The 26,597-nt window shown below is 65.7% G+C and carries 27 protein-coding genes; 11 read left to right on the top strand and 16 right to left on the bottom strand.

The window, feature by feature from the left end; genetic code table 11:
- Positions 1-4: 4 nt before the first annotated feature.
- The 3 genes from J2X67_RS21170 (at position 5) to J2X67_RS21160 (ending at position 1,380) form a co-directional block, all read left to right on the top strand.
- A complete protein-coding gene (locus J2X67_RS21170) occupies positions 5-499 on the top strand; it encodes an Lrp/AsnC family transcriptional regulator (protein WP_309956181.1) in 495 nt (164 codons plus the stop codon).
- A 72-nt stretch (positions 500-571) separates the two neighbouring features.
- Positions 572-1,018: an SRPBCC family protein gene (locus tag J2X67_RS21165; RefSeq protein ID WP_309956179.1), complete on the top strand. Its 447-nt coding sequence runs from the start codon at positions 572-574 to the stop codon at positions 1,016-1,018.
- A gap of 8 nt (positions 1,019-1,026) precedes the next feature.
- Positions 1,027-1,380 (top strand): DUF2200 domain-containing protein, encoded by a 354-nt coding sequence (locus tag J2X67_RS21160; protein WP_309956177.1) that lies wholly within the window; start codon positions 1,027-1,029, stop codon positions 1,378-1,380.
- Between the two features lie 24 nt (positions 1,381-1,404).
- Here the strand turns inward: J2X67_RS21160 and J2X67_RS21155 are convergent, their stop codons facing one another.
- The gene (locus tag J2X67_RS21155; protein WP_309956175.1) at positions 1,405-2,298 is read right to left on the bottom strand and encodes a LysR family transcriptional regulator; all 894 of its coding nucleotides are present in this window, start codon (positions 2,296-2,298) and stop codon (positions 1,405-1,407) included.
- Between the two features lie 88 nt (positions 2,299-2,386).
- Here J2X67_RS21155 and J2X67_RS21150 point away from each other — a divergent pair, with 88 nt between their 5' ends.
- Complete coding sequence (locus tag J2X67_RS21150; protein WP_309956173.1) at positions 2,387-3,187, top strand: NAD(P)H-dependent oxidoreductase; 801 nt, start codon at positions 2,387-2,389, stop codon at positions 3,185-3,187.
- Positions 3,188-3,226: 39 nt separating this feature from the next.
- Here the strand turns inward: J2X67_RS21150 and J2X67_RS21145 are convergent, their stop codons facing one another.
- The 4 genes from J2X67_RS21145 to J2X67_RS21130 form a co-directional block, all read right to left on the bottom strand.
- A complete protein-coding gene (locus tag J2X67_RS21145) occupies positions 3,227-4,195 on the bottom strand; it encodes a tripartite tricarboxylate transporter substrate binding protein (RefSeq protein WP_309956171.1) in 969 nt (322 codons plus the stop codon).
- A 47-nt stretch (positions 4,196-4,242) separates the two neighbouring features.
- Positions 4,243-4,608, bottom strand: coding sequence for a hypothetical protein (locus tag J2X67_RS21140; RefSeq protein ID WP_309956169.1), 366 nt, complete (start codon positions 4,606-4,608; stop codon positions 4,243-4,245).
- The gene (locus J2X67_RS21135) at positions 4,605-5,999 is read right to left on the bottom strand and encodes an acyclic terpene utilization AtuA family protein (protein ID WP_309956167.1); all 1,395 of its coding nucleotides are present in this window, start codon (positions 5,997-5,999) and stop codon (positions 4,605-4,607) included. Before J2X67_RS21135 ends, J2X67_RS21140 begins: the two co-directional genes overlap by 4 nt.
- Before the next feature lie 72 nt (positions 6,000-6,071).
- Positions 6,072-7,043 carry a tripartite tricarboxylate transporter substrate binding protein gene (locus tag J2X67_RS21130; protein WP_309956166.1) on the bottom strand — a complete coding sequence of 324 codons (972 nt, stop codon included), beginning with the start codon at positions 7,041-7,043 and terminating at the stop codon, positions 6,072-6,074.
- A gap of 160 nt (positions 7,044-7,203) precedes the next feature.
- Between J2X67_RS21130 and J2X67_RS21125 the strand changes: the two genes are divergently transcribed.
- Positions 7,204-8,055: a PA4780 family RIO1-like protein kinase gene (locus J2X67_RS21125; protein WP_309956163.1), complete on the top strand. Its 852-nt coding sequence runs from the start codon at positions 7,204-7,206 to the stop codon at positions 8,053-8,055.
- A 31-nt stretch (positions 8,056-8,086) separates the two neighbouring features.
- Here the strand turns inward: J2X67_RS21125 and J2X67_RS21120 are convergent, their stop codons facing one another.
- Both J2X67_RS21120 and J2X67_RS21115 read right to left on the bottom strand, forming a co-directional pair.
- Complete coding sequence (locus J2X67_RS21120) at positions 8,087-8,422, bottom strand: DUF1090 family protein (RefSeq protein WP_309956161.1); 336 nt, start codon at positions 8,420-8,422, stop codon at positions 8,087-8,089.
- 123 nt (positions 8,423-8,545) lie between these two features.
- Complete coding sequence (locus J2X67_RS21115) at positions 8,546-9,904, bottom strand: homoserine dehydrogenase (RefSeq protein WP_309956159.1); 1,359 nt, start codon at positions 9,902-9,904, stop codon at positions 8,546-8,548.
- A gap of 402 nt (positions 9,905-10,306) precedes the next feature.
- Between J2X67_RS21115 and J2X67_RS21110 the strand changes: the two genes are divergently transcribed.
- Positions 10,307-10,711 (top strand): hypothetical protein, encoded by a 405-nt coding sequence (locus J2X67_RS21110; protein ID WP_309956157.1) that lies wholly within the window; start codon positions 10,307-10,309, stop codon positions 10,709-10,711.
- An 18-nt stretch (positions 10,712-10,729) separates the two neighbouring features.
- On the opposite strand, the gene ybaL is transcribed toward J2X67_RS21110, so the two are convergent.
- The 7 genes from ybaL to J2X67_RS21075 form a co-directional block, all read right to left on the bottom strand.
- Positions 10,730-12,439, bottom strand: a complete 1,710-nt coding sequence (gene ybaL, locus J2X67_RS21105) for a YbaL family putative K(+) efflux transporter (RefSeq protein WP_309956155.1) — start codon at positions 12,437-12,439, stop codon at positions 10,730-10,732.
- 80 nt (positions 12,440-12,519) lie between these two features.
- A complete protein-coding gene (locus tag J2X67_RS21100; protein WP_309956153.1) occupies positions 12,520-13,863 on the bottom strand; it encodes a dicarboxylate/amino acid:cation symporter in 1,344 nt (447 codons plus the stop codon).
- A gap of 126 nt (positions 13,864-13,989) precedes the next feature.
- Positions 13,990-14,727 (bottom strand): acetoacetyl-CoA reductase, encoded by a 738-nt coding sequence (phbB, locus tag J2X67_RS21095; RefSeq protein ID WP_281150375.1) that lies wholly within the window; start codon positions 14,725-14,727, stop codon positions 13,990-13,992.
- 176 nt (positions 14,728-14,903) lie between these two features.
- Complete coding sequence (locus J2X67_RS21090; RefSeq protein ID WP_309956150.1) at positions 14,904-15,455, bottom strand: hypothetical protein; 552 nt, start codon at positions 15,453-15,455, stop codon at positions 14,904-14,906.
- A gap of 31 nt (positions 15,456-15,486) precedes the next feature.
- The gene (locus J2X67_RS21085) at positions 15,487-16,275 is read right to left on the bottom strand and encodes a DUF899 domain-containing protein (RefSeq protein ID WP_309956148.1); all 789 of its coding nucleotides are present in this window, start codon (positions 16,273-16,275) and stop codon (positions 15,487-15,489) included.
- Positions 16,276-16,323: 48 nt separating this feature from the next.
- A complete protein-coding gene (locus J2X67_RS21080; RefSeq protein WP_309956146.1) occupies positions 16,324-17,013 on the bottom strand; it encodes a hypothetical protein in 690 nt (229 codons plus the stop codon).
- Positions 17,014-17,058: 45 nt separating this feature from the next.
- Positions 17,059-18,279, bottom strand: coding sequence for a helix-turn-helix domain-containing protein (locus J2X67_RS21075; protein WP_309956144.1), 1,221 nt, complete (start codon positions 18,277-18,279; stop codon positions 17,059-17,061).
- Between the two features lie 81 nt (positions 18,280-18,360).
- Here J2X67_RS21075 and J2X67_RS21070 point away from each other — a divergent pair, with 81 nt between their 5' ends.
- The 5 genes from J2X67_RS21070 to J2X67_RS21050 all read left to right on the top strand — a co-directional run bounded on the left by J2X67_RS21070 (position 18,361) and on the right by J2X67_RS21050 (position 24,015).
- Positions 18,361-19,101 (top strand): NrtR DNA-binding winged helix domain-containing protein, encoded by a 741-nt coding sequence (locus J2X67_RS21070; protein WP_309956142.1) that lies wholly within the window; start codon positions 18,361-18,363, stop codon positions 19,099-19,101.
- A gap of 66 nt (positions 19,102-19,167) precedes the next feature.
- On the top strand, positions 19,168-20,031 hold the full coding sequence (locus J2X67_RS21065) for a cysteine hydrolase (protein WP_309956140.1): 864 nt from the start codon (positions 19,168-19,170) through the stop codon (positions 20,029-20,031).
- A gap of 11 nt (positions 20,032-20,042) precedes the next feature.
- Entirely contained in the window at positions 20,043-21,230 is a 1,188-nt protein-coding gene (pncB, locus tag J2X67_RS21060) for a nicotinate phosphoribosyltransferase (RefSeq protein WP_309956139.1), read from the top strand.
- A 5-nt stretch (positions 21,231-21,235) separates the two neighbouring features.
- Positions 21,236-22,936 carry an NAD+ synthase gene (locus tag J2X67_RS21055; RefSeq protein ID WP_309956136.1) on the top strand — a complete coding sequence of 567 codons (1,701 nt, stop codon included), beginning with the start codon at positions 21,236-21,238 and terminating at the stop codon, positions 22,934-22,936.
- An 8-nt stretch (positions 22,937-22,944) separates the two neighbouring features.
- Positions 22,945-24,015, top strand: a complete 1,071-nt coding sequence (locus tag J2X67_RS21050; protein ID WP_309956134.1) for an NUDIX domain-containing protein — start codon at positions 22,945-22,947, stop codon at positions 24,013-24,015.
- A gap of 27 nt (positions 24,016-24,042) precedes the next feature.
- On the opposite strand, the gene J2X67_RS21045 is transcribed toward J2X67_RS21050, so the two are convergent.
- Complete coding sequence (locus J2X67_RS21045) at positions 24,043-25,155, bottom strand: YihY/virulence factor BrkB family protein (protein ID WP_309956132.1); 1,113 nt, start codon at positions 25,153-25,155, stop codon at positions 24,043-24,045.
- 240 nt (positions 25,156-25,395) lie between these two features.
- Positions 25,396-26,597 (bottom strand): autotransporter outer membrane beta-barrel domain-containing protein (locus tag J2X67_RS21040; protein WP_309956130.1); only part of this gene is annotated, 1,202 nt, incomplete at its 5' end.

Below are 26,597 nucleotides of genomic sequence, written 5' to 3'. Positions count from 1 at the left end.
ATTCATGAAAACCAATCGTCAAACAGGCAACAACGAAGAAGGATCTTTCGACAAGACCGATCTGGCGATCCTGCGCGTGCTGCTGCTCGACTCGCGCAAGACGTTGCAGGAAATAGGCAACGAGGTCGGCCTGTCGCCCACCAGCTGCTGGACGCGCATCAAGAAGCTCGAGGCCACGGGCGTGATCAAGCGCTACACCATCGACGTCGACCCGGCCAAGCTCGGCTACCACGACTCCGTCATCGTGCAGGTCACGCTCGAGAGCCACACCGACGAAACGCTGTACGACTTCGGCCGAACGCTCGCCACCATTCCCGAGATCCGGGAGGCCTACCTCGTGTCTGGCGACTACGACTACTACATTCGCATTGCCGTGCGCGACACGCGAGACTACGAGCGGCTGCTTCGCGAAAAGCTCTACAAGATTCCGGGCATACGCCACAGCAAGTCGCACTTTGTGCTGCGGGTGCTGAAGGAAACGAGCGTGCCTGTGATCTGACTGCGCAACAGCCGCACGGATCAGTACCATCGGCGACGGAGCATCTTCTTTGCACTTCAGGAGAACACATCCATGGCTACCAACACCGTCCGCCTGCACCGTGTGCTGCGCACCCCGCCAGAGCGGCTCTACCGCGCCTTTACCGAGCCCGCGGCCTTCGAGCGCTGGCTGCCGCCGTTCGGTTTTACCGGCAAGGTACATGGCATGGAGCCGGTGGTCGGCGGCGCCTGGCGCATGTCGTTCACCAACTTTGGCACCGGCCACAGCCACTCGTTCGGCGGCAAATACCTCGAGCTGGTGCCTGGGGAGCGCATTGCCTACGATGCCGCGTTCGACGACCCCAACCTGCCGGGCACCATGAAGACCACCGTCACGCTGACGCGCGTTTCTTGCGGCACTGAAATGTCTGTCGTGCAGGAAGGCATTCCCGAAGTGATTCCCGCCGAGATGTGCTACCTGGGCTGGCAGGAGTCCCTTGTTGCGCTGGCACAGTTGGTCGAGCCCGATATTCCGGGTTGAGAAAAGCAATGGCGCCCCGGCAGTCGTTTTTTACGATGGCCTTTGCCAAGGTCTACCCCTTGTATGTTCAAAAGGCCGAACGCAAGGGCCGGACGAAAGAAGAAGTCGATCGAATCATTTGCTGGCTGACGGGCTATGACATGCCCGGGCTGCAGCGGCAGATCGAACAGGCGAACAACTTCGAAACCTTCTTCGCGCAGGCCCCTGCCATTCATCCGAACAGCTCGCTCATCAAGGGCGTGGTGTGCGGCGTTCGCGTCGAAGAGATCGACGATCCGCTCATGCAGAAGATCCGGCAGCTGGACAAGCTGATCGATGAGCTCGCCAAAGGCAAGGCGATGGAGAAAATCCTGCGGGAGTAGTTTTGTCTTGCGAGCGGTTGCCGTTTACAGGCTTTCGGCAATCCGCTCCCGCAACCAGCGGTGCCCGGCATCGCGATGCCGGCGCTCATGCCAGAGCATGGCCATTTCGTAGCCCGGCACCTCCAGCGGTGCCTCCACCACGCGCAGCCCCGGCGCGCCGCGCGCCAACCGCTCGGGCAGCATTGCGACCATGTCGGTGCCGGCCAGCACCGACATCATGAAGAGGAAGTGCGGCACCGACAGCACCACGCGCCGTGCAAGGCCCTTTTTGGCTAGCGCATCGTCCGTGGGGCCGGCAAAGCCGCCACCGGCAAGCGACACCACCACATGCTCCAGTGCGCAGAACTGCGCCAGCGTGGGCCGCCGCTTCAGGCGCGGATGGCCGGCACGGCCGGCAAGCACATAGCGCTCGTTGAACAGCACCCGCCGGTGCAGCCCCGGCGGCGCGCCCACGCTGGTATGAAAGAACAGGTCGATCTCTCCCTGCTCCAGCTGCCGGGCCATGCGCGAGGGCACTGCCTCCACAACGGCCAGGCGGGTGTTTGGCGCGGCGGTGCGCAGTCCGGCGAGCACCGGCAGAAGAATGGCCGACTCGGCGTAGTCGGCGGCTGCCACGCGCCACGTGGTGGTGGCCTCGACCGGATCGAAAGGCCTGGCAGGCGCCACCGCACGGCCCAACGACTCGAGCGCTTCGCGCAGCGGCCCGCGCAATTCGTCCGCGCGTGCGGTGGGCCGCATGCCGCGTTGCGCGGGCACCAGCAACGGATCGGCGAACACCTCGCGCAGCTTGGCAAGCTGCACGCTTACCGAAGGCTGCGAAAGGTTGAGCCGCTGGGCGGCGCGGGTAACGCTGCGCTCTGCCAGCAGCACGTCGAGCGTGAGCAGAAGGTTGAGGTCGAGCCGGCTGAAATTGTTCAACACTATTCCCGGAATTCTGAATATTCATTTCCAATATAGCTCGGCTTTCCTTAACCTGCATGCATCGTCATTCAACGCACATGCAGCCGTGAAAATTCTTCTTGTTCATGCACACCCCGAGCCCCGCTCCCTCAACGGATCGCTCAAGCAATTCATGGTGGAGCGCCTCATTCAATCCGGTCACGAAGTGCGCGTGTCCGACCTCTACGCAATGCAATGGAAAGCCACACTCGACGCGGACGACTTCTCGCACATCGAGCCCGGTGCCCACTTCGATCCGGTGACCGATTCATTGCGCGCATTCGAGGCCGGCACCCAGCGAGACGACGTCGCCGCCGAACAGGCCAAGCTGCTTTGGGCCGACGCCGTGATCTTTCAGTTTCCGATGTGGTGGTACACGATGCCGGCCATCCTCAAGGGCTGGATCGACCGGGTCTACGCCTATGGCTTTGCCTATGGCGTGGGGGAGCACTCCGACACGCATTGGGGCGACCGCTTCGGCCAGGGCGTGATGAGCGGCAAGCGAGCGATGCTGGTGGTTACCACCGGCGGCTGGGCTTCGCACTACAGTGCCCGCGGCATCAACGGGCCGATGGAAGACCTGCTCTTTCCCATTCACCATGGGGTGCTGTACTACCCGGGGTTCGACGTGCTGCCGCCCTATGTGGTCTACCGCACCGGCAAGGTCGATGCGCTCGCGTACTCAAAAATTACCGAAGAGCTCGGGCAGCGCCTCGACACGCTGTGGACGACGGAGCCGATTCCGTTTCGCCCGCAGAACTTTGGCGACTACGACATTCCCGCACTCACGCTGCGCGACGAAATCGCGCCGGGCGAATCGGGCTTTGCGGTGCACACCGCACCTAGGAAGAACGAGAACGTACGCTAGCAGCGACACCACCGGGGCGGCGCCGCTACCCTCCCCTGGTTACTCGGCTTCGATGCCGGCCGCCTTCACGATGCGGCCCCACTTCTGCGACTCCGCCGTCTGGAACTTGGCAAGCTCTGCCGGCGAGGTGGTGAACACCTCTGTGCCGGTGGGCTCATAGAAAGCCGTCTTGGCCGACGCGCTCTTCGCCGCATTCACCAGCAGTTCGTTAAGCCGCTTGACCACGGCGGGCGGCGTCTTTGCAGGCGCGTAGGCTGCAAACCAGTAGCCCATCTCGTAGCCCTTCACGCCGGCCTCGGAAATGGTGGGCACATCGGGCGCAAGCGGCGAACGCGCTGCGCTGGAAACACCCAGTGCGCGCAGCTTGCCGCCCTTGACCTGCGGCAGGCCCGTGGCCGCGTCTGTGATCATCATGTGGATCTGTCCACCCAGCAGGTCGGTTACGGCCAGCGTATTGCTCTTGTAGGGCACGTGCAGCAGCTTGATGTCGGCCATTTGCTGCAGCAGCTCGCCGGCCATGCGGCTCGACGAGCTGCCGCTGCCAAAGCTGTACTTGCCGGGCTCCTTCTTGGCGAGCGCCACGAACTCGGCCACGCTCTTGGCCGGGAACGAAGGGTTCACCACCATGATCTGCCCGCCCTTGCCCAGCGCAGCGATGGGCGCAAAGTCTTTCACCGGGTCATATGGCAGCTTCTTGAAGAGGTGCTCGTTGGCTGCGTGCGTGGTGTTGGTGGTGATCAGCACCGTGTAGCCGTCGGCCGCAGCCTTGGCCACCTGCTGCGAGGCGATGAAGCCACTGGCGCCGGCCTTGTTGTCGATGACGACGGGCTGCTTCGTTTCGGCCGTGATGCTGTTGCCCAGCGCACGTGCAATCTGGTCGGTGGCCGTGCCGGCCGCGAAGGGCACCACGAAGGTGATGGGCTTTTCTGGAAAGGCCTGCTGCGCATGGCCAAGCAGCGGCGCCAGGGCCAGTGCGGCGGCCGAAAGAGTCAGGGAACGTCGTTTCATTGTTTTGTCTCCGGATGGACGGGTGAGGAAAAAGAATCGGATTGCCGCTATTGCCCCGCCAGCAGCGGCACAAGCGGGCGTGGCACGCGAATGGGCATGTCCAGCAGCAGGAACGAAAGCGCCTTGCCGTGCGCATCGAGGTTCAGCGCATCGTTGACGCCGCCGTCGAGCACCGCATCGAGCACGAAGTTCATCGCATGCAGCCTGGGCAGCAAGAAGCGCTGCACCCGCGCAGGCGCGCGATGGCGAAACCGGGCGGCTACGCTTTCCGGCGTGAGCTGCTCGGCCAGCAACGGGTAAAGATCGGGATGCCAGGCGATCACGCTGATGTTGGAGCGGTCGCCCTTGTCGCCCGTGCGGCCGTGGGCTGCGCGATAGAGCGGCACTTCGATGGTGTCGGTCGCGGTGCTCATGCCAGTGCCTCCGCGCCAAGCAGTTCAAAACGCACCGGCACCGCTTCGCGCGGCAGCAGGCACGACAAGGTGTTGAGCCGCGGCGTGATCGCAGTGCGCACGCCGCCCCCGCCCGCGGGCCCACAGGTGTACAGCGCCATGACTTCGCGCGTAAGCCGCTCTGCCTGCGTGCGGTCCGCATGCGCGGCCGCAACGCGCAGCCGCACGTCGCGCAGGCCGGTGTCGGAGGTGTCCGCGAGCATGCGGCCGCCGTCGTCGCCAAGAATGCTCAGTGCACCGATCAGGTCCACACGCAGCGCGAGGCCGCCGAGCCGCTTGCGCAGCACGTCCGCCGCAAGGCGCGCACGCGCCTCGGCTCGCGGGCCTGCATAGGAAATTTCGCCCTCTGCAAGCCAGCCACCTTCGTGGCACACATTCACCTTGTAGTGGCTTGGCCGTGCATGGCCACGCACGCCCGAAAGCGCCACGCGATTTGCGGCGCCCGGCAGCTGGTTGACCTCTGCTTCGGAAATGTCGGCCACCACGTCGGGCGTGAGGTAGGCGCTCGGGTCGTGCACCTCGTACAGCAGTTGCTCTTTCACCGTGGCCTCGCTCACGAGCCCGCCGGTGCCGTCGGCCTTGCCGATGGTGCAATGGCCGTCGGCATCGATCTCTGCGATAGGAAAGCCCACTTCTTCGAGCCCCGGCACGTCCTTGTAGCCGGGGTCGGCAAAGTAGCCGCCGCAGACCTGCGCGCCGCATTCGAGCAAGTGGCCGGCCATGGTGGCGCGGCCCAGGCGGTGCCAGTCGTCGGCACGCCAGCCAAAGTGCGACATCGCCGGACCTACCGCAAGAGACGGGTCGGCCACACGGCCGCACACAACGATCTGCGCACCCGCGTCGAGCGCTGCGGCAATGGGCTCGGCCCCAATGTAGGCGTTGGCGCTCACGATGCGAAGGCCCTCCATCTGGGCGCCGAGTGCCTCGTGCAGCAACGGGCGATGCGCAGTGCCGGAGAGGTCGTCGCCCTCCACCACCGCAATGCGCGGTGCGACGGCTCCCAACTCGCGCGCCATGCGCGCAATATGGCGTGCCGCGGCGCGCGGGTTGGCCGCGCCAAAGTTGCTCACGATGCGAATGCCGTGCGCCAGGCATCGCGCCAGCACGGGCCGCAGCATGGCGTCGAGCAAGGGTTCGTAGCCCGCATCGGGGTTGCCCTGGCGGCGCAGTTGGGCCAACGCGAGCGTGCGCTCGGCCAGCGTTTCGAAGATCAGGAAAGCGCGCTGCCCCGGGGGGCCGCCTTGCAGCCGGGCGATCAGCGTATCGACCACCGGGCCGGCCGCATCGGTGCGATCGCCGGAAAAGCCGGCCGCGCAGCCGATCAGCAGTGGGGGCGATGCAGTGGCGTTCATCGAGGCGGACTGTAGGCAGCCCATCGCCATCCGTAAAATCGAAAATTCAGATCAATTGATCCAAATTCCGGATCATTGCTCCAGCCGGATGCCCACCTTGCGGATGATGGCGCCCCACTTGCGGCCCTCGCTGTCGATAAACGACCTGAACTCTTCCGTCGAGCCGCCGCCCGCCACGAGCCCCTGGCTCGACAACAGCTCGCGCACGGCCGGCTCTTGCAGCACGGCGTTCACGTCGGCGTTGATTCGGCGAACCACCTCCGGCGGTGTGCCGGTGGCCGTGAACAGGCCGTTCCAGGCCAGCGCCTCGAAGCCCGGGTAGCCGGACTCGGCGACCGTGGGCAGGTCTTTCATGAGTTCGGACCGCTTGGCGCTGGTAACTGCAAGCAGCTTGATGCGCTTGCCTTGGATGAGCGGCAGCAGCGCAGGCGCGACGGTGAAGAGCGCCTGCGTGTCGCCAGCGGCCACCGAAAGCCCCGCTGGCGGCGAGCCCGCGTAAGGCACGTGCACCGCCTGGATACCCGCGGCGCTGCGAAACAGCTCCATCGTGAGATGCGACGAACTGCCCGCCCCTACCGACGCATAGCTGAACCCGTTGCCCTGCTTCTTTGCCCACGCCACGAACTCCGGCAACGTGTTTGCGGGATTGTCGGCCTGCACCGCCAGCACGTTGGGTTGCGAGGTGGTGAGAACGACCGGCACCAGATCGTGCGCGGGCGCATAGGGCATGCGGCTGTACATGTAGGGGCCGAACGCAATCGGTCCGTTGAAGCCGATGCCCAGCGTGTAGCCGTCGTGCGGCGCCTTGGCCACTGCGTCCATTCCGATCAGGCCGCCCGCGCCGGGCTTGGTCTCGATGACGACGGGCTGCTTCCATATCGTTCGCAGCCGGTCTGCCAGCGTGCGGGCGATCAGGTCGAGCGAGCTCCCGGGCGGCGCGGGAACGATCACGCGAACGGGCCTGGCAGGCCACTCCTGCGCCTGGGCGCCGAGGCTGATTGCGCATGCGAGAAGAAAAACGGCGAGCTTGCTCTTGTGGTTCATCTTGCGATTTTCGTTGCATGCGCCTGCAGCCTGGGTCGACCTTTGCCCCGCCTTTGCCCTGCGGAGCGCCGCACAGGCATGATGCGGTCTACCAGATCGGCCCGGAAAGCCTGAGGGCCTTCCTCACGATCCGACCGCTGGCCCCGAGGGAGCAATAGCAATGAAAGCACCGCCACGACTGCAGTCGCTGGTCGACGAAGGCCTGATCGACACCGTGGTACGCCAGCTGATGAGCGGCAAGGAAGCCATGGTGTACGTGGTGCGCTGCGGCGACGAGACACGTTGCGCCAAGGTCTACAAGGAAGCCGACAAGCGCAGCTTTCGCCAGGCCGTCGACTACACCGAGAACCGCCGCGTGCGCAATTCGCGCGAGACGCGCGCCATGGCCAAGGGCACCCGCTTCGGCCGCCAGGTGACCGAGGCCATCTGGCAAAGCGCCGAGGTCGATGCGCTCTACCGCCTTGCTGCGGCAGGCGTGCGCGTGCCGGTGCCCTACAACTTTCTTGAAGGCGTGCTGCTGATGGAGCTGGTGACCGACGCCAACGGCGATGCGGCGCCGCGCCTGAACGACGTGGCCTTCACACCCGAAGAGGCATTGCGGCACCACGGCAGCCTGCTGAAAGAGGTGGTGCGCATGCTGTGCGCGGGCGTCGTGCACGGCGACTTGTCGGAGTTCAATGTGCTGCTGTCGGCCGACGGCCCGGTGGTCATCGACCTGCCGCAGGCGGTGGACGCGGCGGGCAACAACCACGCCAGGCGAATGCTGCTGCGCGACGTGGAGAACCTGCGCAACTTCTTCGGCCAGTTTGCGCCTGAGCTATTGGCGACGCGCTACGGCGACGAAATCTGGCACCTTTACGAGCGCGGCCTGCTGCGTGTTGAAACGGTGTTGAGCGGCACCCACGTGCGCGATACCGGCCCAGTCGACCTGGGCAATGTGCTGCGCGAGGTGGACGATGCGCGCGAGGAAGAAGCGGCGCGGCGCGTGCGTATGCAGCTGCCGCGGCTTTAGTCTTCAGCCTGGTGCGGGCCGAGGCAGCCCGTCAGGGGCGCTCGTTTCGCAGGTCGCGCAGCTGCTCTTCGGCGCGCTCCAGCTCCGAGCGGAGCGTGCGGATTTCGTGCTCGAGCTTGTCGATGCGGGCCGCGCGGCTCTGCTGAGGCTCCGCCCCGTGGCAGCGCGTGTGCAGCGCCGCCAGGGTTTCGGCAAGCTGGCGCCGGCGCAGCATCTGGCCCCGTGAGCGGGCCAGGTCCATCTCGCGCTCCAGTGCGGCTTCTTCCGCCTCGCAAGACGCGCCCTCCACCGGCTTCGCGTGTTCGGCCGGTTGAGCGAGGGCGTGGGATGCCCAGGCGATCGCAATGGCCAGGAGCCAGCGCCTCACGCGCGGCTCCCTTCAAGTTCTCGGGGGTTGGCTAGCCAATCGACATTCATTGCAGCTCCGGTTGCATGTGCGGTGCAGGCGCCCGCGTCCGGGCGCATTCTGTCTCAGTTGGAAGAAAAGGCCTCAGGCCAGTTCCTCCACCCGCAACACCGTTACCGCGTCCGCCACAGCCGGATGCCCCTGGAGCACGTTGACGGCCAAGTCCACCACCGCCTGGCGCACCGGCTGCGTCAGCACCAGCACCTGTGGGCCGGCGCCTGGCTGCTGCGCACCGAGCGATAGTTGCCGCACAGGCAACTGGTGGCCTGCAGCCCAGCTCGCCACCGCCTCGATGGCGCTCGCGGCATGCACGGGCACTCGCAGGTAGTACGACGAACACACATCGGCTCGGGCAACCACCGGCAGCGTCGTCATTGCGTGGGCATGAAAACCCAGGTGCGGCACGCGTTGCGCGGCGCTGGTGCCGGGCAGCCGGGCCACATCGACCAGATCGGCAATCACGGCTGATGCGGTCTGCTCGGATCCTGCCCCCGCACCGTAGTACATCGTCACGCCGGCGGCATCGCCCTTGACCATGATGCCGTTCATCGACCCGTTCACATGCGCCATGAGGTGCGAATCCGGCACCAGCGCAGGCTGGACGCGCAGCTCCACGCCCTCTTTCCGCCGCCGCGCCACGCCCAGCAGCTTGATGCGGTAGCCCAGCTGTTCGGCGCAGGCCACGTCCACCCGCTGCAGGGCGGTGATGCCTTCCACCTGCACGTCGTCGAAGCGCACCTGGGTGCCGAATGCGTTGGAGGCCAGCAGCGTGAGCTTGTGCGCGGCGTCGATGCCCTCGACGTCGAAGGCCGGGTCGGCCTCGGCGTAGCCCAGCGCCTGGGCTTGTGCGAGCGCGGCGGCAAAGTCCAGGCCCTCGTCGCGCATCTTGCTCAGGATGAAGTTGGTGGTGCCGTTGATGATGCCGGCCACCCACTCGATGCGGTTGGCCGTAAGGCCTTCGCGCAGTGCCTTGACGATGGGAATGCTCACCGCCACGGCGCCTTCATAGGCCACGGCCACGCCATGCTGCCGGGCGGCCGCAAAAATTTCGGCGCCGTGCACGGCCAGCAGGGCCTTGTTGGCGGTGACCACATGCTTGCCGTGCGCAATGGCCGCCAGCACCCAGTCGCGTGCGGGGCCGGTACCGCCCGCCACTTCGACCACCACATCCACATCAGGATGGGTGGCAACGCGCATCGGGTCGTCCGTGAGCGCGACGCCCGTGCCCACGACACCGGCGGCCCGCGCCAGGTTGCGCGCAGCGACCATCACCACCTCGATCGGCCGTCCGGCGCGGCCTGCAATTTCAGCCTGGTTGCGTGCCAGCACGCGAAAGGTGCCAGAGCCGACGGTGCCAATGCCGATCATGCCGACGCGCAGGGCGTGGATGGCCGCGCTGCGGCTGGGCAAGGGTTCGAGTGACTGGACTGGATCGCGGTACATGGAAATCTCCGGATGAAAAAACAAAAACCCAGCTGCCAGAGCTGGGTTTCAATCATTCGGGGAGAAGAGCGATACACCAGGTGGCTGCCGAAACGGCCACCTGCGCGTGCTCAGGTGGCCGCGGTGGTAATGGTGGTAATCATTCGTGCAACCAATGCCCCATTCGCCCGCGCAAACGCAGGCGGCATCATGCGGGCCATGGAGGCGACGCAATCGGCAGTGGGGAAGAAGCGGCAAGACATGAGGCAGCCAGTGTACAGGAGCTTGCGCGGGCATTGCGCCTGGTTTGCCGTGCCAACCTGCGGAAATATAGGGAGCAGGCCTACAGAACCTGGCCAGCCGGAGGCCTAGCGTGGTGGGCAAGCAAAGAACTGCAGAACTGCATCACCAGGAGGCAGCACCATGAAGAATTTCGTCCTAGAACCCAATATGCGAGCGACCATCGGTGGCGCTTTTTATCCGACCGGCTACTCGATCGTGATGTTTCCGAGCGCCGAAGATGCAAACCGCATCGGCCATGAGCTGCTTCAAAAGGGTGTGAGCGGCGACGAGATCTATCTGATTCCCCCTGAGACGGTGTTGAACGAGATCACGCCGACAGTGAAGGAGTCGGACGACCCGCTGCCTTCGGCCGGCACCGACGCCGCCACCGTTCGTGCCTATACCAAGCTGGCGCGCGAAGGCCACACGGCCCTGCTGGTCAAGACCAAGAACGAAGAAGCGGCGAACCGGGTGATGGACGCGGTGCGCGCAGTGCCCTATTCGATCGCGCAACGCTATCGCACGCTGGTCATCGAAGACCTCTAAGGCGCCTGCACCGAGGGGTCAGGCCGCAGCTGCGGCCCGCCGAACCACGTCGCGAGCCATGGCTTGCGCGAGTTCGTGTTCGCCAAGAAAGACGGTCGCCGTCGTCTGCTGGGTCAGCAGCCGGGCTTCGTCTTCGTTGTGGCTGCGAATCACGGTCTCGATTGCGGGGTTGAGCGTGCGCGCGGTTTCCATCATCTGGCGCACGTTGAGGGCGTCGGGCGTTGCAACCACCAGCACCCGGGCTCGCGCAATGTGCGCCTGGATCAGTACCGCGGGTTCGGCTGCGTCGCCCCACACCGCCGCAACGCCGGCTTCGCGCAGTTTTTCGACGAGTTCGCGATTCTGCTCGGCCACCACGTAGGGAATGTCGTTGGCCTCCAGTTCGGCCGCGATGCGACGCCCGACGCGGCCGTAGCCCACTAGCACAACCTGCCGTGAGAGGTACCTGGCCTCGGTCGTGGTCGGCAGTTCGGCCAACGGATGGTCTCGCGACTCGACGCCGCGCGCCAGCGGCATGCGGGCGTGCAGCCATTTTTGCAATGGCGTGATAAGGCTGAACCACAGCGGATTGGTGGCGATGGAAATCAACGCGCCCGCCAGGATGAGGCTCTGCCCCTCGGCCGGCAACACGCCGAGCGACACGCCAAGCCCCGCGAGGATGAACGAGAACTCCCCGATCTGGGCCAGGCTGGCGCTCACCGTGAGCGCGGTGCCCAAGGGGTAGCGAAACGCCAGCACCAGGGCACAAGCCGCAAGCGACTTGCCCAGCACGATCACGGCTACCACCGCCAGCACCTGCAGCGGGCGCTCGATGAGCACCGAGGGGTCGAACAGCATGCCCACCGACACGAAGAACAGCACCGCGAAGGCGTCTCGCAGCGGCAGCGATTCCTGTGCCGCGCGGTGGCTGAATTCCGACTCGCGCATGACCATGCCCGCGAAGAACGCGCCCAGCGCAAACGACACGCCGAACAGCGCCGCAGATGCGAACGCGATGCTGACCGCCGCAGCAATCACGCACAGCGTGAACAGCTCGCGCGAGCCGGTTCGCGTTACCTGCCAGAGAATCCACGGAAAGGCCCGCCTTCCGACCACGAGCATGAGCGCCACGAAGCCGCCCACCTGCAGCAGCGTGACCCCGAGCGTCTGCCACAGCGGGTCGGCGGCATCGGCGGCACCGGCAACACCGGTCGCATGGCCGCCCAGCGCTCCCGCGAGCGGCGGCATCAGCACCAGGACCAGCACCATGGCCAGGTCTTCGACCACCAGCCAGCCGACGGCGATGCGGCCGGTGAACGAATCGAGAATGCCCAAGCTTTCGAGCGCCCGCAGCAGCACCACGGTGCTTGCCACCGACAGCGCCAGCCCGAAGACCAGCGCCTCGCCCCAGCTCCAGCCCCACCAGATTGCCAGCGCGCCGCCTAGCAGCGTAGCCACGGCAATTTGCGCCAACGCGCCCGGCAATGCGATCTTGCGCACCGCCAGCAGGTCGTCGAGCGAAAAATGCAGGCCCACGCCGAACATCAGCAGCATCACGCCAATTTCGGCCAGCTGCGCTGCAATGCCGGCATCGGCCACGAAGCCAGGCGTGAAGGGCCCGATGATCACACCCGCCAGCAGGTAGCCGACCAGCGCGGGCAGCCGCAGGCGCACCGCAAAAAAGCCGAACACGAGCGCCAGCCCCAGGCCGGCGGCGATGGTGTTGATGAGTGAAACGCTGTGGGGCATCGCTCCATTTTGCAGGAGCGATGCACGGCCTTTTGCTTCAGCAGGCCTTTCGCCGGGCCTTCATCGGCTCTTGGCCGCGATCAGTCGGCCATCTTGCTGACGCGCGCGCCTTCGAGCACTTCAGGCTCTTGCGACTCGACCCAGCTCTCGTTGTTGAGGCCGGCTCGCAGCCGGTCGGTGTCGAGCTCGTTGGTCCACTTGGCCACCACGATGGTGGCTACGCCGTTGCCGATGAGGTTGGTCAGCGCGCGCGCCTCGGACATGAAGCGGTCGATGCCCAGGATGAGCGCCAGGCCGGCCACCGGCACATGGCCCACGGCCGACAGCGTGGCGGCCAGCACGATGAAGCCGCTTCCGGTAACGCCCGCCGCGCCCTTGGACGTCAGCAGCAGCACGGCCAGCAGCGTGATCTCCTGCGTCAGCGTCATCGGCGTGTTGGTGGCCTGCGCAATGAACACCGCCGCCATGGTCAGGTAGATGGAAGTGCCGTCCAGGTTGAACGAATAGCCGGTAGGAATGACCAGGCCCACGCAAGCCTTGTTGGCGCCCAGGTTTTCCATCTTCTCCATCATGCGCGGCAGCACCGATTCGGACGACGAGGTGCCCAGCACGATCAGCAGTTCTTCCTTGATGTACTTGATGAACTTCCAGATGCTGAAGCCGTGGAAGCGCGCAATGAGCCCCAGCACCACAAAGATGAACAGCAGGCAGGTGAGGTAGAACGTACCCATCAGCTTGCCGAGCGAGAACAGGCTGCCCAGGCCGTACTTGCCGATGGTGAAGGCCATGGCACCAAAGGCGCCGATGGGTGCGAGCTTCATGATGTAGCCGACGATCACGAAGAGCACGTGCGAGCCCTTCTCGATCACGTCGAACACCAGCGTGCCACGACCGCCGAAGCGGTGCAGCGCAAAGCCGAACAGCACCGCAATGAGCAGCACCTGCAGGATCTCGCCCTTGGCAAAGGCGTCGACCACCGTGGTGGGAATCACGTTGAGCAGAAAGTCGACCGTGCCGGTCATCTTGCCGGGACCGGTGTACGAGGCAATCGACTTGGTGTCGAGCGTGGTCGGGTCGATGTTCATGCCCGCGCCGGGCTTGAGCACGTTGACCAGCAGCAGGCCCACCACGAGCGCAACGCTGCTCACGATCTCGAAGTACAGCAGCGCCAGGCCGCCGGTCTTGCCGACCTTCTTCATGTCTTCCATGCCGGCAATGCCCACCACCACCGTGCAGAAGATGATCGGCGCAATGATCATCTTGATGAGCTTGATGAAGCCGTCGCCGAGCGGCTTCATCGACTCGCCGATGGCGGGATAGAAATGCCCGAGCAGCACGCCGATGATCACCGCCGTGATCACCTGCACATAAAGGGAGCGGTAGAGAGGGGGTTTCTTGGTTGATGTGATTGTTGTGTCTGCCATGTCATGCCTCCAGGGGGTGCAAAACTTTATGACCCTTTTTGCCGCTTTCCATTCGTAGAAGCCACATCGCCGAAAACGAAAAAACCCGCCGAAGCGGGTTTTTCGATCAGGTTGCGGTCAGCATGATCAGTGCATGTGAAGCCCGCCGTTGACCGAGAAGTCGGCCCCGGTGGAGTAGCCGCCCTCGTCCGTGGCAAGCCACGAGATGATGGAGGCAATTTCACTTGGCTCGCCCAGGCGCTTGACCGGGATGGTGGCCACGATCTTGTCGAGCACTTCCTGGCGAATGGCTTTCACCATGTCGGTGCCGATGTAGCCCGGGCTCACGGTATTGACCGTGACACCCTTGCTTGCAAGCTCTTGCGCCAGCGCCATCGTGAAGCCGTGCATGCCGGCCTTGGCCGCCGAGTAGTTGGTTTGCCCCGCCTGGCCCTTGGCGCCGTTCACCGAGCTGATGTTGATGATGCGGCCCCAGCCTTTTTCGACCATGTCGCCCACCACCTGCTTGGTGACGTTGAACATGCTGTTGAGGTTGGTTTCGATGACCGCGCTCCAGTCTTCCGGCGTCATCTTCAGGAACATGCGGTCCCGCGTGATGCCGGCGTTGTTGACGAGCACGTCAATGGCACCGTGCGCTGCCTTTGCGGCAGAAAACGCCTCGACCGTGGATTGCCAGTCGCCGACATTGCCGACCGACGCGTGGAACTCGAAGCCCAGGGCCTTTTGCTCGGCCAGCCATTTGGCATGGTCGCGCGTGGGGCCGCAGCCTGCGACGACAGTGAAGCCGTCTTTGAAAAGGCGCTGGCAGATGGCAGTTCCGATGCCACCCATGCCTCCGGTGACATATGCAACTTTCTTGCTCATGAAATTTTCCTTGATGTGTGCGAAGCAAAAGCCTGAACGGCCGCCTTCACTCTAGCGAGTTTCGAGCCATCGTTCTCTGAGGAAAACACTGAGCCAAGCTTGCAACCAGCTGTCACGGCGCGGCAATATGCAACCAGATGCGCGAGTCTGTACCTTCTTGCTCGTTTCGCCGCGCCTCAGGAGTTCGAAAGTATGAGTTTCAACCCGCGGCACACGCCGCTGGCGACCAGCCCGGTAACAGCGAGCATTGCCGCCGTGTGAACGCCGACCGCCGCAAGCGCCAGCATCAGCGAACCCGATGCGCCCGCCTCCTGTACGGCAGTCCCGCCCATGCAGAGGGGAATGAGCGCAGGCACCAGCATCAACCCGGCGCCGTGCGCGGTAGCCATCATGAAAGACCAGAGCGCCAGGCCTGCATGCCCCGCAGGCGCGCGCACCGCCTTTGGTGTGCGGCCCGAAAAATGCAGCACTGCAAATACGACGACCAGCGAGCCCGCCGCCACCTGCATCGCCAGCCGGTCCATCGACATGCCGAACGCCACCGCCGCGGCCACCAGAGCAACCGATGCGGCGTGCCCGACCGCGATGGGCACCAGGGCCCGCAGCGCCTGGCGCCGGTCTTTCGACCGCACGCCCCAGGCTGCGGCCCACATCCAGCCGGTTGCAGGGTTCAGCCCGTGAATGGCGCCGACACCCGCCACCACCAGCCAGGGCCAAAGGCTTTCCACGGCATGCCCTCGCGTTCAGCCGGGTTGCCCGTCAGTTCGACGGATGGCAGCAGGCATGGGCTGCGGGCTTTGTGGCCGGCGCCGGCTCGTAGCGGTCGTGGTGGCGCACCCAGTCCATGGTGTAGACCGCGTTGTGCTCGTCGCGGCCCTTGGGGGTGAGATCGAGCAGGTTGTAGGTGCCCATCATCACTTCGACGCCACGCTCGTACGTCGAATAGGTGTGAAAGACCTCGCCCGCATCGTTCTTGTAGAACACGCTGATGCCGGGTGCCTCCTCGGCTGGAAACGGCCGCACGCTGTAGTTGTAGTAGACCTCGCCCTTGCCTTCGGCCCATTGTTCCGAGGTGAAGCTCACGCCGAAGTCGTAGTTGAAATCGCTGCCGTACGCCGACACCCACTTGAACTGCCACCCCATGCGCCGGCGGAACCGCTCGATCTGCCCGAGCGGCGCGCGTGACACGGCCAGCAGCGTGACGTCGCGGTTTTCCAGGTGCACCTTCATTCCGTCGACATGGTCGGCCATGTAGGAGCAGCTCGGGCATCCCTGCTCCCAATCGGGGCCGAGCATGAAATGCTGCACCAGCAACTGGCGCCGACCTTCGAACAGGTCGGCCAGGGCGCGGGGGCCGTCGGGCGTGTCGAAGGTGTAGTTCTTCTCGACGCGCGTCCACGGCAAGGCGCGGCGCTCGCGGGCGATCTGGTCGCGCAGGTGGGTCAGTTCCTTTTCACGCGCCAGCAGCGCCTTGCGCTGGGCAAGCCAACGGTCCTTGGCAACGACGGGGTGGTTGGCAATGTTTGTTGCGGCAACGGTGGTGTTCATGGCGATGTGTTCCTTGGCTCGATGAATCGTTTGGGCGAACGGATGTGCTCACGCCCTGGTGGCCGCCTTGGGGCGCCGCACGGCGCGGACCTTTCCGCTGTCTCCGCCGCCGCAATAGAAGAGGTCTCCCCCGTCGGATTCGAGCCCGCTCACCCCCGTGCCGCGCGGCATTTCGAGCCGTTCGAGCACGGCGCCGCTTTCGGGGTTGATGCGGCGGAGGTCGCTTTCGTCGCCCTCCCAGGTGCCGTGCCACAGCTCGCCGTCGACCCAGGTCACGCCGGTAACGAAGCGGTTGGACTCGATGGTGCGGAGCACGGCGCCCGTGGCCGGATCGATCTGGCAGATCTTGCGGTCGCGGTACTGGCCCACCCACAGGCTGCCCTCGGCCCAGGTGAGCCCCGAGTCGCTGCCTTTGCCGGGCGCGGGAATCGAAGCCACCACCGTGCCCGTCACGGGATCGATCTTGTCGATGCGCGCCTCGGTGATCTGATACAGGTACGTGCCGTCGAAGGCGGTGCCTGCGTCTCCGGCGCAGGCCAGGGTGCGCGTCGTCTCGCCGCTCACCGGGTCGAAGGCAATCAGGCCGTCGCGCGTGGCGGCCCAGACGCGCTGGCCGTCGTGGGTAACGCCGCCCACGCTCGCCTCGCCGGCCAGGGGCCCGTACTCGCGAACGATTTCGGCTGCACTCGCCGTGATGGAGGCCTGGTCCTTGCCTGCCTTGCTGCTGCTACTGCTCATTGCTGCTCCTTGTTTACGCCCCGCGCCGGGGCCTTGGAGGCAACTCTATTCAATCGGCAGCGCGGCGGGGAGTAACAAGATCGTCGTGAATCCGGTCAGCGGCGGCGAGAGCCAGCGCTGGGCCCTCGCCCGCCCGATCGCGCGCACACGGCCCTCGGACTCCAGCTCGGCGAGCGCGCGCTGCACAGTGCGCTGGCTCGCCCCCAATGCCAGCGCCAGCGCCGAGGTCGACCACGCCGCCCCGTCGGAGAGCAGCGCGAGCAGCGACGCCTGGTCGCCGTCGATGGGCGGCGCCAGCACGGCAACCTCGCGCCCGCCGTGCGGCTTGAGCACGAATCCCCGCGCCGTCGCCTCGATGCCCGCCAGCGGTGCAACGAGTGCGCGCAGCCGGCCGACCTCGACCCGCAGCCGCGCCCGGAGTGTCTCGTCGGGGTGGCGGGTGTTGAACGCATAGGCAATCAGCGATTCGCGATCGATGTCGCCGGGCCACGCTTCGGCCAGGGCGCGCGCCAGTGCGAACAGCACCGGTCGCCGCGCCAGCGGCCGCCATGCATCGCCGGCGCCCACCCCGCGGCGGCATGCATCGACCACCAGCGCGTCAGATGCCAGCAGTGCCTCCACCTCGTGCAGGCGCAGCGTCTCTTCGCCACCGGCGGAGCGCCGCCGCGCGGCGGGACGGTCGAGCGCAGCCCGCGCCTCCACCACCTCGGCCAGCAGCGCCGGCACACGCGCGCGCTCGGCCGCCTCGTGCGCGCGAGCGAGCGCGGCTTGCGCCGCACCGGTGCGCAGCGATCGCAGCGCCAACTCTGCCGCGGTGAGCGCGGCAACCGCTGCCAGCGATGCCGGCAACCCGCGCGCATCGAGCGGGGCCAGCGTGGCCGCCGCTTCGTCGAGCCGGCCGAGCAGCAGGAATTTGCGCGCTGCAATCAGCCGCGCCTGCAGCGCATTGCCATGGTCCGCATGCGCCTCGAGCGTGGAGGCCGCTGCCGCAAGCGACCGCGGCGATCCGCCAAGGTCGCGCATGGCCAGCGCCACCTCGGCCTCGGCGACAACGCAGCGGGCGCGCGCCAGTTCTTCGTGCGCGCCAAAACCGCGGGCTGCTCGCCGAAGAAGCTCGCGTGCGCGCGGGTGTTCGCCAAGCTGCGCCATGGCAATGCCGCGCAGGGCCAACGCAGGCGGGTCGTCGCGCAAGGCAACCCGCTTGAGCGCGCCGAGCGCGTCGCCCGCGGCAAGCGCCCGCGCAGAGGCGGCGATCAGGGAATCCATAGACCGCGGAGGTTAACCCGCCCTGACGACCGCCCCAATGGAGTTGTACAGTACAACCTCTTTCGGAAAGGAGGCCCTGTCTTGAAATCTTCCAACACACAGGCCGATTTGAAATTCCCCAGGCCGCTGGTCACTGTCGACGTCGTCATCTTCACCGTGCTGGAAGATGAATTGAAGGTCGTCCTGATGCGCCGCCCCAGCGATGCCCACGAACCGTTTCCCGGACGCTGGGCCCTGCCGGGAGGGTTCATCGACGTGGCCAAGGACGCCAGCCTGCTCGACTGCGCCTTGCGCAAGCTGCAAGAAAAAACCGGCGTTTCTGCGCCGTACCTGGAGCAACTGGGCAGTTGGGGCGGCGCAAGCCGCGACCCGCGGGGCTGGTCGACCACGCACGCGTTCTTTGCGCTGGTGCCGAGCCAGGACCTGGTGCTCGAAAAAGGAGCGAACGCTGCGCAGGTCGAATGGGTAGATGCGACTGCGGCCAGCCGCAAGCGCCTGGCCTTCGACCACGCCGAAATCCTCGAAGCGGCCATTGCCCGCCTGCGCAGCAAGGTCGAATACACCTCGCTGCCCGCCTTTCTGCTGGGCGAACCCTTCACCCTTCCGCAGCTGCAGCACACCTACGAAGTGGTGCTGGGCCGCCCGGTCGACAAAAGCGCTTTTCGCAAGCGCATGCTCGACGCCGGCTTCATGGAAGAAGCCGGCACGGTGGAAGGCACCTTCGGCCGGCCGGCCATGGGCTACCGGCTGCGCGACCGGTCGCAGGCAGCCCTCTTCCCCCGCACCTTCAGCCCGCGCGACTCCGCGGAGCCTGGTGCTTGACATCCTTCGAGTAAGTTGTACTATGCAACCCATATAGTTGCACAGTACAACTCAATAGAGAAAACCATGAAGCAGAACATCCAATTTCTCCTGATCGATCCGCAGAACGACTTTTGCGACCTTCCGGCCAGCTGGCTTCCGGCCGACGCTGCCACAGGTGCGCAATTGCAGCCGGCGCTGCCGGTGGCGGGGGCGCACGCCGACATGCTGCGCGTGGCCCGACTCATCCGCGAAGGTTCCCAGGGCATCGGCGGCATCACGATTACCCTGGATTCGCACCACAGGTTCGACATTGCGCACCCCACGTTCTGGCAAACGCGCGATGGTGCCGATGTGCCGCCTTTCACGTCCATTACCGCGGCCCAGGTGAATGCCGGCGACTACCACCCGCGCGACCCCGCTGCCCTGCCGCGGGCGCTGGCCTATATCGGCGAGCTCGAGCGCCGCGGCCGCTACACCCTGATGGTGTGGCCGGTGCATTGCGAGATCGGCAGTTGGGGCCACAACGTGCATGCCGCAGTCAAGGCCGCCTACAACACGTGGGAAGACGCACAGCTGCGCGTGGTGGAAAAGGTCAACAAGGGCAGCAACCCCTGGACCGAACACTACAGCGCCATCCAGGCCGAAGTGCCGGATGAGGACGACCCCGCCACCCTGCTCAACATGCCGCTGGTGGCGTCGCTCGACCGCGCCGACCTGATCGTGATTGCAGGCGAAGCCAGCAGCCATTGCGTAAAGGCCACCACCGAGCACATTGCCGCCAACCTGCCTTCGGGCAAGCCCGCCAAGCTGGTGCTCGTTACCGATTGCATGAGCCCGGTGACCGGCTTCGAGGCGCAGCACCAGGCGTTCCTGCAAGACATGGGAAGCCGCGGTGCCCAGCTTCTTACGAGCGCCGAAGTGCTTTCCAGACTGACCGCCAATACCTGAAGGACCGCACCATGCAACCCATCATCCGCAGCCTGCTGGACACCGACCTGTACAAGTTCACCATGTGGCAGGCCATGCTGCACAGCAACCCGCAAACGCAGGCCGAGTACACCTTCGTTTGCCGCAACCAGCCGGCCTATCCGCTGGCCGAATTGCTTTCCGACGTCAACGAGCAGCTCGACCATCTCTGCACGCTGCGCTTTGCGCCCGGCGAACTTGCCTACCTTGGCGGCCTGCGCTACATCAAGAGCGACTTCGTCGACTTTCTGCGCATCTTCAGCTTCCAGCGCGAATTCATCTCGGCCACGGTCGAGGGCGACTCACTGCACATCCGGGCGGTGGGGCCCCAGGTGCACACCATGGCTTTCGAGATCTTCGTGCTTGCCATGGTCAACGAGCTGTACTTCCGCCGTTTCGACGCGGACGCCGCGCTGGCCGAAGGCCGCAAGCGCCTGCAGGCCAAGATCGAGCTGCTGCGCGGCTTTGCACAAGAGCCGACGGCCCGGCACCCTTTCGAGTTTTTCGACTTCGGCGTGCGCCGCCGCTTTTCGCGCGACTGGCAGCGGGAGGTCGTCACCACGCTCAAGCGCGAAGTGCCGATGTACTTCAAGGGCACCTCCAACGTGCTGCTGGCGAAGGAACTGGACCTGGTGCCCATCGGCACCATGGCCCACGAATACCTGCAGACCTACCAGGCGCTGGGCGTGCGGCTTCGCGACTTTCAGAATGCCGCCCTCGAAGGCTGGGTGCAGGAGTACCGCGGCGACCTGGGTGTGGCGCTGACCGACGTGGTGGGCATGGATGCTTTTCTTGCCGACTTCGACCTGTACTTTGCCAAGCTGTTCGACGGCCTTCGTCATGACTCCGGCGACCCGGTCGTCTGGGGCGAAAAGGCGCTGGCGCACTACGCGCGGCTGCGCATCGATGCGCACACCAAGCGGCTGGTGTTCTCCGACGGGCTCGATCTGCAGACGGCCATCCGCCTGTACCGCACCTTTGCCGACCGCACCCAGACTGGCTTCGGCATAGGCACCAACCTTACCAACGACGTAGGCCTTGTGCCGCTGAACATCGTGATGAAGCTCACCGGCTGCAACGGGCAACCGGTTGCAAAGCTGTCCGACAGCCCCGGCAAGACGCTGTGCGAAGACGAGACCTTCCTGGCGTACCTGCGCCAGGTCTTTCACATCGAAAGCTGAAAGCCATGCTCCGAATCACCGCTGCGCAACTCAACTACACCATTGGCGACCTTGCGGGCAACGCTGCGCGAATGATCGAGGCCGCGCGCAAGGCTGCAGCCGACGAGGCCGACCTGGTCGTGTTTTCCGAAATGTCGCTCACCGCCTACTACCCGGCCGACCTGCTGGAGGAAGAAGGCTTCATGGACCGCGTGGAGGCCGCCTTTCAGGAGCTTCTTTCCGCATCGCGCCAGATGCCTGCGCTGCACTGGGCCGTGGGGTTGCCGGCACGGCGCGAAGGCGCAGGCAAGAAGCTGCGCAACGTGCTGCGCGTGATCCGCGGGGGCGAAGTGCTGCTCGAATACGCCAAGCAGCTGCTGCCCACCTACAACATCTTCGACGAGCGCCGGCACTTCGAACCGGGGCCCGATGTGGCGCGCGTGCTCCGCATTCGCGATGCACAAGTGGGCCTGTTGATCTGCGAAGACGGCTGGAACGACGAGGGGCAGGACTACCTCGTGAATCCGTTCGAGCGCATGCGCGATGCGGCGCCCGACCTGGTGGTGTCGATCAACGCAAGCCCGTCGAACATCGGCAAGCGCGAACAGCGGCATCAGATTTTCAGCGCGGCCAGCCGCCGCAACGGCTTGCCGATTCTCTACGTCAACCAGGTGGGCGGCCACGACCAGCTGGTGTACGACGGGGCGTCGTTCGCCGTCGAACCGGAGGCCGGCGTGGTGTACGAAGCGCGGCGCTTCGCAGAGGACGTGAGCACGCTGTGCTTCGACAACGGCCGTTTTCTCACGGCGGCCGGCAAGGCCCCGCCCGCGGTGGCATCAGAGGGCTTGCCCGCCCTGGAGTTCTACCGCCAGCAGATCGTGCTGGGCCTGCGCGACTATGCGCGCCGCTGCGGCTTCAGCCAGGCTGTCGTGGGCTCATCGGGCGGCATCGATTCGGCGCTGACCCTGGCATTGGCAGTCGAAGCGCTTGGCGCTGATAACGTCGTCGGCATCACCATGCCGTCGAGCTTTTCATCGGAGGGGTCGGTCAGCGACTCCGAAGCCCTCTGCCGCAACCTTGGCATACCCTTGAAGCACCACGCCATTGCGGGCATCGTGTCGCAGTTCAAGCAAGGTTTCGAATCGTCCCTGGGCAGCGAACTGCGCGGCGTGGCCCTGGAGAATCTTCAGGCGCGGGTGCGCGGCACCATTCTCATGGAGCACTCCAACAGCTTCGGCCACCTGCTGCTGACCACGGGCAACAAGTCCGAGATCTCGGTCGGCTATTGCACGCTTTATGGCGACACCAACGGCGGGCTGGGGCTCATCGGCGATCTCTACAAGACCGAAGTGTTCGCACTCTCCCGGCACTTGAACGAAACCGCGGGCCGCGAGATCATTCCGCAAGGCATCATCGACAAGGAGCCCTCTGCCGAGCTGGCGCCCGGGCAAAGGGATGTCGACAGCCTGCCGCCCTATCCCGTGCTCGACCAGATCCTCAAGCTGCTGATCGAAGGCCCTCGGCTCGCGCAGCGCGAGTACCAGGAGGCGCGCGAATTCGTCGGCACGCTGCGGGCGCAACCTTCCGGCGAAGCGCTTGTGGAGCGCATTCGCGGCATGGTCGCGCGCAATGAATACAAGCGGCGGCAATCGCCGCCCATCGTCCGGGTACGGGCGCGGGCCTTCGGCTCCGGACGCCAGATGCCGATTGCAGCCAAACTGTCTTGAGAACCCCAATGACAAACCAACTACCAGCCACACCCCAGGCCCACGACGTCGCCGTCTACATCGGGCGATTCCAGATCTTCCACAACGCGCAGCTCGCGCTGCTGCGGCGCGCGCTCGCCGCGGCGCCCGAGTGCGTGGTGGTGTTGGGCTCCTCTTTCCAGGCCCGCACGCCGCGCAATCCTTTCACGTGGGAAGAGCGCGCGGAAATGATTCGCCTCGCCCTGCCGCAAGCAGAGCGCGAGCGGCTGAAGTTCTTGCCCGTGCGCGACTATTACGACCAGGCACGCTGGGTGGCTGCCGTGAAGCAGGGCGTGGCGCAGATGTATCCCGGCCAACCGTCGGTGGTGCTGGTGGGCCACCTGAAGGACGCGACCAGCGTTTACCTTCGCGACTTTCCGCAATGGACGCTCGACGACACCGGTTTACAGGGCGACATCCATGCCAGCGCCTTGCGCGATGCGTACTTTGGAGCGGCGGCCGATGGGTCGCTGGAGCCGGCGCTGGCCGCGTTGGTGAGCCAGGCGCCTGCGAGCACGCTGCAGTTTCTGCGCGCCTGGGCAAGCCTGCCGCACTACGCCGTGCTGGCGCAGGAATGGGAGAGCCTGCGCCAGGACAAGGTCATGTGGGCGGGCACGCCCTACCCTGTCATCTTTGTGACGGTCGACACGGTGGTTCAGTGCGGCGACCAGGTGCTGCTGATCCGGCGCGGCCGCTCGCCGGGCAAGGGCATGCTTGCGGTGCCGGGCGGCTATCTCGAGCCGCGAGAAACGGTCTGGCAGTCGGCCCTGCGCGAACTCGACGAGGAAACCGGCTTGCGCCTGCTCGACAGCGACATCCGGGGCGCGTTCAAGGCGGTGCAGGTGTTCGACAACCCGGACCGCAGCCAGAAGGGCCGCGTCATTACCCATGCGCACTGGTTCGACCTGGGCCCGCGTCGTCCGCCGGAGCTGACGGCCGGCGACGACGCGTCATCCGCCGAGTGGGTGCCCATTGCAAAACTGGCCAGCCTGGAAGACCAGTTCCACGACGATCACTTTCACATACTCGATTCGTTCTTTGGGCTGACGCGCGCCAATTGAGCACGGCTTCGGCCGGCAACTGCCGCGTCACCAGCCTTGGCCATGCCCGGTGCGGCGGAGTTCCCGTTGCATGCGCGCCGCGCGGCGATGGCGCTGCTTGCGCCGGCGCGCGAGCAGCGTGGTCGTTACGCTGATTGCAAAAAGGCCGACCGCCTGCTGTATGAGCCTGGCAGTGGCCTTGCGGGTTCGCGCTTCCAGTTTTCGTTGCGCATCTTCGATCTTTTGGACGGCCTCGATCTCTTCGGTGCCATTGCCATGCGGCCCCGCTGCAACGGCGTCGGTGCCCAGCGTTGCCTGCTTTGCCGCGGCTTCGGTCGCGGCCTGCGCCTTGGTTGCGGCCACCGAGCCGTGGGCGTTGGCGTAGACCTTGGTGAACTCCGCGCCCAGCAAGAATATCTGCGCGGCGTAATACACCCAGGCCAGCAAGACCACCAGCGAGCCAGCCGCTGCAAAAGATTCGCTGACACTGCTTTTTCCGAGATACAGGCCGATGAGCACCTTGCCTATCTCGAAGAGAACGGCGGTTACCGCCGCACCGATCCACACGTCCGGCCATGCAATGGGCGTGCTCGGCATGAACTTGAAGATCATGGCGAACAGCAGCGTAAGAATGCCCAGCGTTACCAGCGCATTGAGCACCTGCAGCAAAACCTCCCACCCCGGAAAGAGCCCGCTGCTCCAGCTGCCCATTGCCGCCAGCACGGCACTGACGACCAGCGACACCATCAGCAAGAAGGCGAGCCCGAGAATAAGGCCGAACGAAAGCACCCGGGCGCGCAGAATGCCCCACACGCCGCTCGGCTTTGCACGCTCTGGCACATGCCAGATGCGGTCGAGTGCGCTTTGCAGTTCGGCAAACACGGTGGTGGCGCCGACGATCAGCACCACCACGCTGATGGTTCCGGCAATCAATCCGCGAGACGGTTCATTGGCGCTCTTGACCAGGGCCTGTACCGCCTCGGCGCCCTCCTGCCCGATCAATCCCGACAGTTGCGCGGCAATCTGGCCCTGCACGGCCTCGGTGCCGAAGAGTGCGCCCGCCACTGCAATGACGATCACGAGCAACGGCGCCAGCGAGAACATCGTGTAGTACGAGATCGCCGCGCCCATGCTGGGTGCGAAGTCGTCGACCCAGGCCATGACCGCCTCCTTGCAAAGGCGGAGTAGTTGCTTGAGCTTGTTCGTGGTGGGCATTTGCCGGGCCCCAATCAAAGTCGATGTTGGATGCCAGGCGTGCCGTCGCCCGCCTGCACGCCGAAGGTGGCTCGTTCATGCAGGCCTTGTTGTAGGTAGACACCGCGTCGCTGTGCTGGCGCAGTCGGATTCAGGAATCCGCTGCGGCGCGCGCTGCGGTGCCGCGCGACCCGCCCCTTCACCACTTCACCACTTCACGCGAACGCCCACCGATGCGTTGATTGCGCTCTTCACCCGCGCGTCGCCGCCCGAGGCCCAGAGCTTGCCGACTTCGCCGTACACGCTCGTCCTGCCGCCCAGCGCCAGGGTGAAGCCGCCTGCGAGTTCCGTGCTCGTGCCGCCGGTGGGCGATGCGATGTCGGTGCGGGTTGCGCCGTTGGCGAAGCGCGCGATGTCCGCGCCGCCCGAGCTCCTGTAGACATTGAAGCGCCCGTATGGCTGCAGCGTGCCGAGACCGGTGGCAACCGTGCCCTTCACCCGCACGCCCGCGCGCACGATCCAGCCGCTGTCTGCGTCCGGCTGAACGATTGCGCCGGGAATGGCCGAGTTGTCCAGGTCGAGTTGCTGGTGCACCAGCTGCAGTTGCGGCTCGACGCTCCAGCCGCTGGCTCCCAGCGGAAAAGACTGCCCCACTTCGATGGACCCCAGCAAGCTGCGGCCCTTGCCTTCGACGCCCAAGCCCAATGCCGGCTCCACCGTGTAGCGGTGGCGGCCCGACTGCACCACCGCATCGGCATAGAAGCCGCCGTTGCTGGTGTACGTGCCATAGATGCCGAAGTACTGGCTGCGCAAGTCGTTGCGGCCCACTTGCTGGTTCTGCAGGCCGCTCGCAAAGCCGCTGACGCGTGCGTCGCCGTCGAGCTGGCCTACGTAGAGCCCGGCGCGCCAGTTGGCCGTGGCCATCAAGTCGGTGCCGGCCTGGAAGCCGCTCAGGCGGCCCTTGCTCGATGGCGAAACGGTGCCGCTGCCCTGGCGGATGTCGATGTCGGTAGAAAGCACGCGAGCCCAGGCGCGGCGCTCCGGGCCGGTCGGGCTTGCCTGAGTTGCGTCGGTAACCTTCGCATCGTCGTCGCCTATGCGCTTGTGCAGGTCACCGATCATCGCGAGGTTTCCCTGGCGCAACTGGCTCGGCAGCGCCGCGTAGAGCGAGGCCTCTGCGCGGTAGGTGGGCACGATCAAGCCGGGTACGGGGCCGGGCGCGGCAGGGTCTTCGCCACTCGGTGCGGCAGAGCCGCCGCCGTCCGTGGGCGTGGTGCCGCCGTCGCCCGGAGGAACGACCGTGGTGGTCGACCGCAAATACCAGTTCTCCCCCGCCCCCGAGGCATCCCCCGCATGCAGCCGGTACTCGTAGGCCCCTGCATCCACATGCCCGCCGGCCAGGCGGAACG

Origin of the sequence: Variovorax sp. 3319 (genome assembly GCF_031456585.1) — a bacterium.
Classification (GTDB): domain Bacteria; phylum Pseudomonadota; class Gammaproteobacteria; order Burkholderiales; family Burkholderiaceae_C; genus Variovorax; species Variovorax paradoxus_P.
Note: the sequence above shows the minus strand (reverse complement) of the source record. Positions and strands in the feature narration are given on the sequence as shown.